The organism is Kribbella sp. HUAS MG21 (assembly GCF_040254265.1).
Classification (GTDB): Bacteria; Actinomycetota; Actinomycetes; order Propionibacteriales; family Kribbellaceae; genus Kribbella.
Window position 1 is genome coordinate 8,411,986 of the sequence record NZ_CP158165.1, and the last position, 12,848, is coordinate 8,424,833.

Sequence of the window (12,848 nt, forward strand, 5' to 3'; positions counted from 1 at the left end):
TCAACCGAAGACGATATTGAGGACGACGGTCAGGGCGAGTGAGATACCGGCCAGCAGCACCGGCTTGCGGTACCAGCCGCCGTCACCGGCCACCGCCACCTCGGTGCGCTGTTCCTTCGGCGTCAGCGAGTACACCAGCCCGACCAGTTCGGTGTCGCGCTTCGGCGTGGTCACGAGGCTGACCAGCACGCTGACCAGGATGTCGACGACGAACGCCGCGCCCGCGCCGACGAAGCTGGCGCCCTGCCCCGGCAGGTTGATGACGCCGTTCTCGGAGAGGATGAAGACCAGGATCGCGGTCGCCGTACCGCTGACCAGACCGATCCAGCCGGCCGCCGCGGTCATCCGCTTCCAGAACATACCGAGGATGAACGTCGCGAACAGCGGTGCGTTGAAGAACGAGAACAGCTGCTGCAGGTAGTCCATCAGGTTGCTGTAGCCGGAGGCGATCGCGGCCGTTCCGATCGCGATCACCGTGCCCGCGACCGTCACCCAGCGACCGGTCCGCAGGTAGAAGTCGTCCGGACGGTCCTTGATCACGTAGCGCTCGATGATGTCGTACGACATGACCGTGTTGAACGAGCTCAGGTTGGCCGCCATACCGGCCATGAACGACGCCAGCAGACCGGTGATCGCCAGGCCGAGCATGCCGTTCGGCAGCAGGTCGCGCATCAGCAGCAGCAAGGCGTCGTTGTAGTCGACCTCACCGCTGCCGGTCGCCTTGTACTGCGCCAACTCCGGGACGATCACCGCCGCGATGATGCCGGGGATGATCACGATGAACGGCACGAACATCTTCGGGAACGACCCGATGATCGGCGTCCGGCGGGCCGCCGACATGTTCTTCGACGCCATCGCGCGCTGCACCTCGACGAAGTTCGTCGTCCAGTAGCCGAACGAGAGCACGAAGCCGAGGCCGAACACGATGCCGATGACCGACAGGAAGCTGTTGCCGAACCCGCTCAGCGCGTTGCCCGGCCAGGCCGACATCTGCTCGCCGCCGCCCGGCGACGCGGTCACCTTGTCGACGAGGCCCTGCCAGCCGCCGACCTTGTGCAGACCGACCAGCGTCAGCGGCAGCAGCGCTGCCACGATCACGAAGAACTGCAGCACCTCGTTGTAGATCGCCGCGGACAGGCCGCCGAGCGTGATGTAGCTGAGCACGATCAGCGCGGCGACCAGCACCGACACCCAGATCGGCCAGCCGAGCAGCACGTTCACGATCGTCGCCAGCAGGAACAGGTTCACGCCCGCGATCAGCACCTGCGCCAGGGCGAAGCTGATCGCGTTCACCAGGTGCGCGGGCCGCCCGAACCGGCGCAGCATGAACTCGGGCACGCTGCGGACCTTGGAGCCGTAGTAGAACGGCATCATCACGACGCCGAGGAACAGCATCGCGGGGATGGCACCGATCCAGAAGTAGTGCACGGTCGGCATGCCGTACTGCGCACCGTTCGCCGACATGCCCATGATCTCGATCGCGCCGAGGTTGGCCGAGATGAAGGCCAGGCCGGTCACCCACGCGGGCAGCGACCGCCCGGAGAGGAAGAAGTCCAGGCTGCTCGACACCGCGCGTCTGGCCAGGTACCCGATGCCCAGCACGAAGCCGAAGTACAGGGCGATGATGATGTAGTCGATCGCCGTGGCGTCCAGTCTGAGGATGGATTGTTGCGCAAGCATCGGCCCTCCGGATCGTCTCGCTGACGCATCGTGGTGTTACCGGTGAGGAACGTTACTCCTACTTTCAACCACACCGGCGGCGACCCGTCGGGCAGCCGTTCTCCACCCGGATCTCCACCCGCGGGCCGTCCTCGGGAAGACCGGGCAGAGCTACCGTCCGTGACATCATCCGGAGCGAGACCCGAGGAGTGGACGAGCCAGTGAAGCTGAAGGCACTGCTGCCGGCGCGCCCGTACGGCGAGAGCGGTTGGATCGGCCGCGCGCTGACCAGCGGTGTCGCGATCGCGGTACTCGCCACGGCCCGGCCCGCGCAGAACTGGGTCTGGGGCGTACTGGTCACCTGCTTCGTCGTCTTCGTCGTGGGCTCGTTCCTGATGACGTCACGTCAGTACGTCGCTTTCGGCCTGCTGACGGCTGCCGCGATCGGCGGCGCACTGGTCTGTGGGGTGGACAGCTCCAACTCCCTCGTGCTGGTGCTGGTGTCGATGACCGATATCGCCGTTCTGCAGTTCCCGCGGCACAGCAACCGGCCGGTCATTGCTGCGAGCACCTGTGTCGCGGCGGCGTACGCAGTGTCCGCCTGGCTGTTCGAACGGCCGGACAGCTGGTACTTCACGCAGCTGTTGTGGACCGCCGTACTGGTCGCCTTCGGGTTGAACCGGAGGCAGTACGAGGTGCAGGCGCGGCAGACTGAGCAGCTCCTTGAGCAGACCCGGCTGGCTCAGAGCGAGCACGCCCGCGCGGCTGCCCTGGAGGAGCGCGGCCGGATCGCTAGGGACCTGCATGACGTGTTGGCGCACTCCCTGGGCGCGTTGAGCGTTCAGCTCGAGGTGGCGGAGGCTCTACTGGAGGAGCGTGGCGACACGGCCGGGGCCCTCGATCGGGTACGCCGTTCCCGCAGACTCGCCGTACAAGGGCTGACTGAGGCACGGAGTGCGGTGGCTGCGCTGCGAGCGGACGAGGTGCCGGAGCTGCCGGCGGCGCTGGCTGCGTTGGCAGAGCAGCATGAGCACGACCACGGCACTGCTGTGCGGCTGAGCGTTGTCGGTGAGGAGGGTCGGGGGCTGGACTCAGGTGTCTCGGTTGCGCTGCTAGGTGCGGCTCGTGAAGCGCTGACCAATGCTGCCAAGCATGCGCCCGGTCAGCCGGTGGAGGTGCAGCTTGCCTATCAGGACGGCGTACGGGTGTCTGTGCGGAACAAGGGGGTCACCACTGGAGAGGGGTTCGGGCTGGAGGGGATGCGCGAGCGGCTGGCCCTGGTGGGTGGCACGCTGACCGCAGGTGCGGACGGCGACGACTGGTTGGTGGTGGCAGCGGTTGAGTGAGGCGATCCGGGTGGTTGTTGCCGACGACCAGCAGGTCGTTCGGGAGGGACTGGTCGCGCTGCTGGGACTGATCGACGGCGTCGACGTGGTCGGTGCGGCGGCGAACGGTGTCGAGGCTGTCGACCTCGTTGCTCGCGGCAACGTCGATGTGGTGCTGATGGATCTGCGGATGCCGGTGCTCGACGGCACCCAGGCGACGGCGCGGATCACCGCCGACTTCCCGCAGGTCGCCGTACTGGTGCTGACGACGTACGCCGACGACGCGTCGATCGCGAACGCACTCCGCGCGGGCGCCCGCGGGTACCTCACCAAGGACGCCGGGCGCGCCGAGATCGGCGCCGCGCTCCGGTCGACCGCGGCCGGTCAGTCGACGTTCGACGCCGAGGTGACCAAACGGCTGGTCGCCGGCCTGGCGCCGGGCCCGTCCGCGCGGCAGACCGACGGCCTGACCGCCCGCGAGACCGAAGTACTGCGGCTGATCGCGGGCGGACTCAGCAACCCGGAGATCGCCGCCCGGCTGTTCATCAGCGAGGCGACCGTGAAGACGCACATCAACAACACCTTCGCCAAGATCGGCGCCCGGCACCGCGCCGAGGCCGTCCGCTACGCCTATCGCAACGGGATCGCGTCAGAGGCGTAGTTCGGCGACGACGGGGCGGTGGTCGCTGCCGGTGGAGCTCATCACCCAGGCCTTGGTCGGGGTGACGCCGCGGACCAGGATGTGGTCGATCCGCGCCATCGGGAACGCCGACGGCCAGGTGAAGCCGAAGCCGGTCCCGGCGGCGCCCTGCGCCGAGCGGAGGCCTACGGTGAGCGGCGCGAGGCTACGGTCGTTGACGGTGCCGTTGAAGTCGCCCATCACGATCACCCCGGCCGACTTGTCGGCGGCGATCTGCCCGCCGAGCGCCTTGATCGTCTCGTTGCGCTGGTCGGACGTGAACCCGCTGGTACCGACCCGGACCGACGCGAGGTGCGCGACGTACACCGCGACGGTGCCCTCCGGCGTCTTCACCTCCGCGCGCAGCGCCCGGGTCCACTTGAAACCGACGTCGACCGACTTCGTCTCGACGACCGGGTACTTCGACCACAGCGCGACCGTGTCGCGGGACACCTGGTACGGGTACGTCTTCGCGAACGCCGCCTTGTACGTCTTCAGATCCGACGAGGTCAGCTCCTCCAGCGCGACCACGTCCGCGTCGGCGCCGAGCAGGTCCTGCGCGGTCTTGTCCGGGTCCGGGTTGGCGGCGTCGACGTTGTGGCTCAGCACCCGCAGGTCATGCTCTCCCCCGGCAGCCTTGCCCGGCAGGAGCAGCCCGCCGAACATCAGGCCCCAGATCGCCGCGGGCAAGAGCAGCGCGACCCCGGCCGTCGCGGAACGCCGTACCAGAGCTGCGACACCGAGCACCGGAACAGCCAGCCCGACCCACGGCAGGAACGTGTCGAGCAGACTGCCCAGGTTGCCGATCGAGTTCGGCACGCTGCGGTGGAACATCATCACCATCGCCGCCAGGATCGCCAGCACCGCGATGATCCAGCCACGCCGCCACATGCCGCTCTTCCGCCGCCGGCGCGCTGCGGTGCGCGACGGCGGGCGCGTACGGGTGGCGACTGCGGTCTGGCGGTCCGGCATGCAGCGATTGTTGCGGACAGCCGGGCCTGACCAAAGTCCGTGCCGGGTCAGTGAGGCCGATTTCATCCGTACGGACGATCCGCGCCGGACCGGAATGATGAGGAACGCGTGAGAGGGCTGGTGCCTTCGGGTGACACCGCCCACAATGCCGGTATGCCGACCGCGCGAAGCACCGAGCCGTTCGTCGTCAAACGCCACGGGCTCGGTACGACGAAAACCGCCCTGGCGCTCGGCACCGCGGTCTTTGGCCTGATGGTGCTGCTGACACTGACGATCGTCGTCGTGCAGGCTCTCCGCGGCGCGTCCATTCGGGGACCGCTCGAGGCTGTGTGGCTGGCTTGGGGAGGTACGCCGCTGATCTTCGCGGTCGGACTGCCGGTGTTGTTGCTGGTCGGCGCGATCACTGCGCTGGAGGAGCGCCGGGAGGACGACGCCGACGACGTACTGCTCACCGTCTCCGATGCCGGCATCTATCTTGGCGGCGAGCAGCCGCGCACCATTCCGTGGCAGGAGATCCGCGGCGTGTGCCGGCTCGAACAACACGAGACCGAGGAGACCTGGGAGCCGCGGCTGGTGGTCATGCTGGTCGACGGGGATTCCTTGCCCCGCAGTACGAGGGCTTGGGGCCCGTCCTGCCCTTGGCCCGGGACCCACGACCTCCTCAGCCGCCCCCTCCCGTACGCCGACCTCGCCGCCGCCGTCGCGGCCCGCGCGCCGCATGTCCCGGTCACGAACCTTGGCCGAGTGGAAACCTGAGAACTGTCCGGCCCACGCGTGCTCCCGCAGGCGCGTCCTTCGTCGCTCCGCTCCTCAGCGCACCTGCTACGCCCGCTCCCACCCACCCCCGGGCTTAGCGCCCGGATCTTAGTTTCCGGCTTCCGCCGGTTCCTTCCGGCTTGCGCCGGGAGCTTCCGGCTTGCGCCGGTAGTTTCCGGCTTGCGCCGGTTCTTCCGGCTTCCGCCGGGAGTTTCCGGCTTGCGCCGGTTCCTTCCGGCTTGCGCCGGTAGTTGCCGGCTGCCGCCGGGGGTGCGGGCTTGCGCCCTTCATCGACTCCGGGCTGCTCCGGGGTCTGAGGGGCGAAGCGGAGAGGATCCGGGGGAAGGCAGGTAGCCCACGCGCGCTACGCAGGCGCTTCCTTCGTCGCTACGCTCCTCAGCGCACCTGCTACGCCCGCTCCCACCCACCCCCGGGCTTAGCGCCCGGATCTTCGTTTCCGGCTTACGCCGGTTGCTTCCGGCTTGCGCCGGTTCTTTCCTGCTTGCGCCGGTGGTATCCGGCTAGCGCCGGTTCTTCCGGCTAACGCCGGGAGTTTCCGGCTTGCGCCGGTTGTTGCCGGCTGCCGCCGGCGGGTGCAAGCTTGCGCCCTTACCGGACTGCCAGCTGCGGCGGGGCCGGGGGGTGCGCTCCTGCCAGGAGGCGATCTCGGATGCTCCGGCAGACGGACAGCCCACGCGTGCTCGGCAGGCGGTTCCTTCGTCGCTGCGTGCCTCAGCGAACCTGCTACACCCACTCCAGCCAGCTCGGGCTTGACGCCCAGAAGTCTGCTTCCGGCTAACACCGCGAGGTTCGGGAATCGTGCCGGGGCGCGGTCCTGCGTGAGCTCTGCCTCGGCAGCGTTCTTGGGCCGGTCGGGTTCTCCCCTCGGCTTGAGGCGGTGGCCACTACTTAATCAGGTTGCACGGGCGTGCAAGCGCGGTGTCTGATCCCGGCTATGACGATTGTGCTGAGTACGCCGGCGGCCGACGGGATGCACGCGGCTTTGGCGGCGTTGCGGGAGTGGCAGCACGACGGAGCGCCGATGCAGTTGCACCCCGGGGACATCGGCTGGAACTACCGGTTCGGAACGCCCGAGACGGCGGCCGTGGTGCGGACCTGGAGCCGGGACGGGCGGATTCTCGCTGTCGGGATGCTGGATTCGCCGACGCTGGTGCGGATGACGGTCGCACCCGATGCCTTCCAGGACGAGGAACTGGCGCGGCGACTCGTCGACGACTTTTCGCTGCCTGAGCGCGGCGTACTGCCCGCAGGAGCAGTGTCCATCGAAGCGCCGCAGGGCCTACTGCTCCAGGATCTGTTGACCAAGGAGGGCTGGGATTTCGACGACCCGTGGACGCCGCTGTTCCGCGACCTCGCCGACGAGGTGGAGGACCTAGGCGTGCCGATCCGGCCGATCGGCCTGGAGCAGGCGCAGGACTTCGCCGACGTACTGCGTTCCGCGTTCAACACCACGCGCCCCACACGCGAGTACCGGCACGAAATGGCCGCGGCGCCGTACTTCGACGACGCCCGATGCCTGGGTATCTACGACGACGAGGGCAACCCCGCAGCGGTGGTGACGGTCTGGTCGGCCGGCCCCGGAAAGCCGGGTCTGATCGAGCCGATGGGCGTCCACGCGGACCATCGCGGCCGCGGCTACGGCCGGGCGATCACCGTCGCCGGCGCGGCCGCACTACGAGAGCTGGGTTCCTCGAGCGTGCGCGTGTGTACGCCGACCTCCAACCTCGGCGGCGTCGCGGCGTACAAGTCGGCCGGGTTCGCGGCGGGACCGGAGATCGCGGACCGGATCCGGAAGCCCTGACGCCAGAGCCCGGACCGCCCTGGCGCCCACCGCGCGTCCCCAGGTCGTCTGAGGGATGCGCCAATCGAAGACGTGTCCGGCGACATCCAAGAGCGATCCCGGCGTGAACGTTCTGGAAGGGGAGGCGGAGTGATGGACGACGCACTTCAGGCACCGGGGCTGACTGTCCAGGAGCGTCCGGCGAAGGGATTGGCTGCGCGGCTGGAGGGGATTCTCGTGGTGGACGAGTCTTCACAGTGCCTGGTCGTCCGCAAAGCTGGACGTCACATCGACGTGGCCTGGCCACCGGGATTCGCAGCAGCCGTGCGCGAAGGAACGATCGTACTGATCGATGCCTCCGAACAAACGGTGGCCAAACTGGGCGACACGATCGTGGTGGGTGGTGGCTACGTCGCACCATCGGCTGCGCATGCAACCTCCTGCACCGGCAGCGCGAGGGTGTTCGCAGCTTCTTCAGTTCAGCTGCTCTAGGTGTGACACTTCATTTGACGGGCGACCGGCCGTCATGGGCGGGCAAAGGACCACACAGGTCGCGCTGTGGTCTCGCCCGCTTTCAGGTGCAGTTCGGCCAGCAGCGGACGCAGTACGTCGTCCACGAACGACGACCCCTCCGACTCCGTACGCCAGACGTCCGCGACGACGAACCCGTCACCGTCCGGGTAGACCACGTGCGACATGAGCCCGGGCGGCGGTCCACCTGCCTCCTCCATGGCCTGGCCCACCCGGTCGTCCAATTCGTCGAACTGATCGTGGGTACCGGAAATCACCGAGACTTGCAGCAGAACAGCCATGGAACGCATTCTCGCCGACCTCCGGACACGAAGACAGACCCCGGAACCCGACAGCGCCTGCAGACCACCTGACCAGTCCGTACCGCGCGATGCTCGCGTTGTCGTCGTCCGCAACCTCGGCCACATGCGCGGCATCTTCGAGCGCTGAGGTCCGGATGCTCCGGCCGGTCGGAATTCCCTGTCCTCGCAGTACCCCGACGAATAGGCTCGTGTTCATGACCGATGGCGATTGGAGGGACGGCGGGTTCAGACAACGTCGGCCCTCCGCGGAGACTCTCGCCTGGGTTGCGGCGTCGATGGGCCAGGGCAGTCGTGTCGTTGGCCATCGCCGAATGACCGGTGGCGTGTGCTCCGCCGTACATCGGCTGACTGTCGAACGACGTGGAGTGCGAACGTTCGTCGTACTGCGGCAGTACCCGGGCGGCCTTGGTCTGCAGGAGCCCTTGGAGAAGGAGATCGCCAACCTCGGTGTGGTGGCGGGAAGCGGGCTCCCGGTTCCGAGCGTCCTGGCTGCTGATGTTGCCGGTGCTTCCACGGGCGGCGCGCCGTCGTTGCTGATGAGCCGGTTGCCGGGGCACGTCGACCTCGACCCGTCGGACCCCCGGTCGTGGCTGACGAGGATCGCGGAGCTTGCCGTCTTGCTGCATTCCCTCGATCTCCCCGCGAAGGCGTTCAGGCCTTGGACGGATTCGTGGATCGCTCCGCCGGCCGGGTTTCGGGTGCCGGCCGACGCACAGAACCCGGCTGTGTGGAAGGCGGCCTTCGATGTCATGGCGGCGCCGCCGCCGAAGGACGCTGCCGTCTTCCTGCACTGCGATTTCCTGCCCGTCAACATGCTGTGGTCGCGCGGGAGGATCACCGGACTGACCGACTGGAACTCCATCCATCGTGGGTCGCGCGCGATCGACGTCGGGCACTGCCGGAGATACCTGACGGCGCTGTACTCGCCCGAGCGGGCGGAGCAGCTTCGGTCGCTCTACGAGTCGATCGCCGGCGTGACCCTCGACCCGTGGTGGGACCTGTATGCCCTGCTGCACTACGACGACAGCGGGGCGAAATGGATCCACGGCCAGGTCGCCGGGCGCCGTCCCGTCGATGTTCCCGGCATGACTTCCCGAGTCGAGATCGCCGTCGAGACAACGCTCCGACGCCTCGGATAGCTGGCTTTCAGTCGTTGGTGGAGGCCCCTGGTGCAGTGGCGGCGTACCGGGCGGTGATGGTGCGGACGGCCTCGTCGACTACCTCGGCGACGCGTTCGGCGCTCACCTCCCAGCCCGGTACGAGGAGTGTCGGCCAGAAGACGTAGTTGGAGATCATGCCCAGGAACTGGGTGGCTGCGAGGTCCACGTCCTCGACCCGCACCGTTCCCGCCTCGTGCTCGGCCAGGAGGTAGCGGCGTACGGACTCGAAGTACGGCATCTTCCCCTGCGAGAACTGCGCGTGAGCCAGCTCCGGGAACCGCGGCAGTTCGGCGATGACGATCCGGAACAGGTCGGTCATCTGCGGCCGGCTCAACAGCTCGGCGTACCGGCGACCGATGGCGCTGAGCCCGTCGACGACGTTGCCCGCCGGCGGCGGATCCTCCTCGTCGGCGGTCGACCAGGACTCGGTGACGATGGCGTCGAACAGGGCAGCCTTGGTCGGAAACTGCTTGAACAAGGTGGCGCGCGAGACACCCGAGCGCTCTGCGATCCGCGCCAGCGACGTCCGGTCGTAGCCCAGCTCGAGGAACAGTGCGGTCGCGGCCGTCACGATCAGCGCGCGCTTCTCCTGGGCGACGCGCTGGTGGTACGTCGGTACGACGCTGCTCATGGCCCGAGTCTATGAGGTGAGTGGCTTGACTCACCACTCCCGCCGACCTAGTGTCGAGGCAGTGGTGAGTCACTCGACTCACCACGGCCGGCCGGGCATCTCCGATGACGCCGGTCGGTCGCTCGCGTACCGAAGGAACCTCTGATGAACCGCTTCGACAACCAGACCGTGCTCGTGACCGGTGGGACCGGTGGCCAGGGATCGAGCCACGTACGCGCCTTGCACGCGGAGGGAGCGAACGTGGTGATCGGCGACATCGACACCGAACGCGGCGCCGCGCTCGCCGCCGAACTCGGGACCCGCGCTCACTTCACGCAACTCGACGTCACCGACGAGAGTTCGTGGTCCGCCGCTGTGCTGGCCGCCGAAAGTGCTTTCGGCGGCTTGAACGTGCTCGTCAACAACGCGGGCGTCCAGAACCCGCCGGCGCCGATCGAGAACACGGACCAGACCACATGGTCGCGCATCCTCGACATCAACCTCACCGGGACCTTCCTCGGCATCAAGGTCGCCGCTCCCGCTCTGCGCCGCGCGGCAGGCGGAGCCATCGTCAACATCGCCTCGACGATGAGTCTCGGCGGCACGGCACACTACGCGCCGTACGTCGCCAGCAAGTGGGCCGTGCGGGGCCTCACCCGAACGGCGGCACTCGAGCTCGGCCGCGACCACATCCGGGTGAACACCATCCACCCCGGCGTGATCGCGACCCCCTTCATCCACGAACCAGCAGCCGGCGCCACCGCGGCAATCGCCGACTTCTACTCACCTGAGCCGTTCGCCATCCCCCGGCTGGGAGAGCCGCACGACGTCACCCGGCTGCTCCTGTTCCTCGCGTCGTCGGACGCGTCGTTCATCACGGGGTCGGAGTACGTCATCGACGGCGGACTCCTCCTCGGGCCCGCCCTCCAGAGCGAGGCCGCATGAGCAGTCCAGGCGCGACCGGCTGGAACGACGCCGCACGTGACGCGTCCTTGTCGCACCTGCCCGATCACATCCGGCGAGCCATCGAGATCACACCCGCCGCAGGCACCAGCGAACGGATCATCGACATCACGACGCTCGGCCGCCGCACCGGCCGACCACGCCGCATCGAGATCTTCTTCAACCGAGCTGCCGGCAACACGTACCTGTGCAGCGGCGCCGGCGGCGCCGCGACCGACTGGCACGCGAACCTCCTCGCCAACCCCGACTTCACCTTCCACCTGAAGAACAAGATCCGCGCAGACCTGCCCGCACGAGCCACACCCGTCACCGACCCAGCCGAACGCCAGGCCGTACTGACGGAAATCGTCGCGGACCTCAATCAACCCCACGACCCCGGCACCATCCGCCCAACCCACCTCGAGGACTGGACCAACAGCCGACTGATGCGCATCAGCTTCCACGACCAACCGTGATCGCGGACCCCGTCGACAGACGCGGGTGTAACCGGCGCGGCGGTCCCAGACGGACGCCGAGGTCTTCAGAGCCGGCCAAACCTCGAACCCGACCGCGCGGGCAGCAGGCGCCGGATCCCGCTGAACGGCGCAACCCCGCACCCGCCAGCCGACAACAACCGGCGTGAGCCGGAAGCCACCGGCGTAAGCCGGAAGTAGACCCGGGCGCCAAGCCCCGGGCGGATGAGAGCGGGCGTTGCGGGTGCGCTGAGGAGCGCAGCGACATAGGAAGCGCCTGCGGAGCACGCGTAGGCCTATCCGTCTGCCGGAGCATCCGCATTCGCCCCCGGTCGGAACAGCACCCCGGCCGCGGCGCAGCCCGCAGTAGATGAAGGGCGCAAGCCCGCACCCGCCGGCGGCAGCCGGCAATAGCCGGCGCAAGCCGGAACTCCCGGCGTTAGCCGGAAGAACCGGCGGAAGCCGGAAACTAAGATCCGGGCGCTAAGCCCGGGGGTGGGTGGGAGCGCGCTGAGCGGGCGCGCTGAGGAGCGCAGCGACGAAGGAAGCGCCTGCGTAGCACGCGTGGGATCGACCGCCCCCAGCAAAACCCCCTACCCCTTGGACCCGAGAAGGTTCTGCAGGTCGTCGAGGACCTTCATCGCGCCGATGGGACCCAGCCCGAGGAACCACACCTCGTCGTCGACCCGCTCGGCCTTCCCCGCCTTCACAGCAGCCAGCGACTTCCAGAGGTTGCCGTTGACAACCTTGTTCTCGTCGGTGGTTTCCGGCTTGCCGTAGCTCGAGTAGAAGATCCAGTCCCCGGCGCCCTGGCCGATGTTCTCCTGGGAGACCTCGACGGCAAGATCCTCGACGTCCTGGATCTTGGGCCGCGGCAGGCCGACATCCTTCAAGATCACACCGATGAACGACTTGTTGCCGTACAACCGGATCTCCCCCGGCCGGAACCGGACGAGCGAGATCGTCGGCGTACCCTCGACCTTCGACTTCACCTCGTCGGCGCGCTTCTGGTAGCCGTTCAGGATCTCGGTCGCCTTGGATTCCTCGCCGACCGAGTCCGCGACCAGCAAGAAGTTCTCCTTCCACGGGAACCCCGGCCGGATGCTGAACACGGTCGGCGCGATCGCGCTGAGCTTGTCGTACAGGTCGTTCGCCCGCAGCTTGCTGCCGAGGATCAGATCGGGCTTGAGCGCCGCGATCGCCTCGAGGTTCAGTTCGCTGATCCCGCCGACGGTCTTGATGCCCTGCGCCTTGTCCGCGAGGTACGACGGTACGCCGTTCTGGCCGGCCGTCGTCGCCATCCCGACGGGAGTGATGCCCAGCGCGAGGACGTCGTCGAGTTCGCCGCTGTCGAGTACGACGATCTTCGAGGGCTTCGCCTCGAGCTTGGTCTCGCCGAGCGCGTGCTTGACCGTGCGCGGGAACGCGCCGGGCGCGGCGTCCGATCCGAGTTTCGCGGTCTCGGCGTCGGCGGTGCCGAACAGCCGCCCGCCGGTGGCCACTTCCTTGTCACCGACGCCGGCGTCCGCGCTCTTGGTGTCCCCGCCGCCACCACAGCCGGCGAGTACGAGGACTGCGGCCGACGCGACGATTCCGATCAGCTTCTTCACGGACGTTGAGACTACAACAAAGTTGGTT

13 protein-coding genes are annotated in these 12,848 nt (G+C 68.1%); 8 read left to right on the plus strand and 5 right to left on the minus strand.

What is annotated here, in order from left to right:
* A complete protein-coding gene (locus ABN611_RS40345) occupies positions 1 to 1,680 on the minus strand; it encodes a sodium:solute symporter family protein (RefSeq protein WP_350277582.1) in 1,680 nt (559 codons plus the stop codon).
* A gap of 200 nt (positions 1,681 to 1,880) precedes the next feature.
* Here ABN611_RS40345 and ABN611_RS40350 point away from each other — a divergent pair, with 200 nt between their 5' ends.
* Positions 1,881 to 3,005, plus strand: a complete 1,125-nt coding sequence (locus tag ABN611_RS40350) for a histidine kinase (protein ID WP_350277583.1) — start codon at positions 1,881 to 1,883, stop codon at positions 3,003 to 3,005.
* On the plus strand, positions 2,998 to 3,645 hold the full coding sequence (locus tag ABN611_RS40355; protein WP_350277584.1) for a response regulator transcription factor: 648 nt from the start codon (positions 2,998 to 3,000) through the stop codon (positions 3,643 to 3,645). The genes ABN611_RS40350 and ABN611_RS40355 overlap by 8 nt, the downstream gene beginning before the upstream one ends.
* Here ABN611_RS40355 and ABN611_RS40360 read toward each other — a convergent pair.
* Positions 3,634 to 4,635: an endonuclease/exonuclease/phosphatase family protein gene (locus ABN611_RS40360; protein ID WP_350277585.1), complete on the minus strand. Its 1,002-nt coding sequence runs from the start codon at positions 4,633 to 4,635 to the stop codon at positions 3,634 to 3,636. The genes ABN611_RS40355 and ABN611_RS40360 overlap by 12 nt on opposite strands.
* Positions 4,636 to 4,788: 153 nt before the next feature.
* Between ABN611_RS40360 and ABN611_RS40365 the strand changes: the two genes are divergently transcribed.
* From ABN611_RS40365 to ABN611_RS40375, 3 genes are all read left to right on the plus strand, one after another.
* Entirely contained in the window at positions 4,789 to 5,391 is a 603-nt protein-coding gene (locus ABN611_RS40365) for a hypothetical protein (protein ID WP_350277586.1), read from the plus strand.
* Between the two features lie 955 nt (positions 5,392 to 6,346).
* A complete protein-coding gene (locus ABN611_RS40370; RefSeq protein ID WP_350277587.1) occupies positions 6,347 to 7,213 on the plus strand; it encodes a GNAT family N-acetyltransferase in 867 nt (288 codons plus the stop codon).
* Positions 7,214 to 7,345: 132 nt separating this feature from the next.
* Positions 7,346 to 7,684, plus strand: coding sequence for a hypothetical protein (locus ABN611_RS40375; RefSeq protein WP_350277588.1), 339 nt, complete (start codon positions 7,346 to 7,348; stop codon positions 7,682 to 7,684).
* Between the two features lie 32 nt (positions 7,685 to 7,716).
* Here ABN611_RS40375 and ABN611_RS40380 read toward each other — a convergent pair whose 3' ends face one another.
* The gene (locus ABN611_RS40380) at positions 7,717 to 8,004 is read right to left on the minus strand and encodes a hypothetical protein (protein ID WP_350277589.1); all 288 of its coding nucleotides are present in this window, start codon (positions 8,002 to 8,004) and stop codon (positions 7,717 to 7,719) included.
* Between the two features lie 386 nt (positions 8,005 to 8,390).
* Between ABN611_RS40380 and ABN611_RS40385 the strand changes: the two genes are divergently transcribed.
* Positions 8,391 to 9,164 (plus strand): aminoglycoside phosphotransferase family protein, encoded by a 774-nt coding sequence (locus ABN611_RS40385; RefSeq protein ID WP_350277590.1) that lies wholly within the window; start codon positions 8,391 to 8,393, stop codon positions 9,162 to 9,164.
* Positions 9,165 to 9,171: 7 nt separating this feature from the next.
* On the opposite strand, the gene ABN611_RS40390 is transcribed toward ABN611_RS40385, so the two are convergent.
* On the minus strand, positions 9,172 to 9,816 hold the full coding sequence (locus ABN611_RS40390) for a TetR/AcrR family transcriptional regulator (RefSeq protein WP_350277591.1): 645 nt from the start codon (positions 9,814 to 9,816) through the stop codon (positions 9,172 to 9,174).
* 144 nt (positions 9,817 to 9,960) lie between these two features.
* Between ABN611_RS40390 and ABN611_RS40395 the strand changes: the two genes are divergently transcribed.
* A complete protein-coding gene (locus ABN611_RS40395) occupies positions 9,961 to 10,740 on the plus strand; it encodes a glucose 1-dehydrogenase (RefSeq protein WP_350277592.1) in 780 nt (259 codons plus the stop codon).
* Entirely contained in the window at positions 10,737 to 11,213 is a 477-nt protein-coding gene (locus ABN611_RS40400) for a nitroreductase/quinone reductase family protein (protein WP_350277593.1), read from the plus strand. The genes ABN611_RS40395 and ABN611_RS40400 overlap by 4 nt, the downstream gene beginning before the upstream one ends.
* Before the next feature lie 590 nt (positions 11,214 to 11,803).
* Here ABN611_RS40400 and ABN611_RS40405 read toward each other — a convergent pair.
* Positions 11,804 to 12,820, minus strand: a complete 1,017-nt coding sequence (locus ABN611_RS40405) for an iron-siderophore ABC transporter substrate-binding protein (protein ID WP_350277594.1) — start codon at positions 12,818 to 12,820, stop codon at positions 11,804 to 11,806.
* Positions 12,821 to 12,848: the final 28 nt, after the last annotated feature.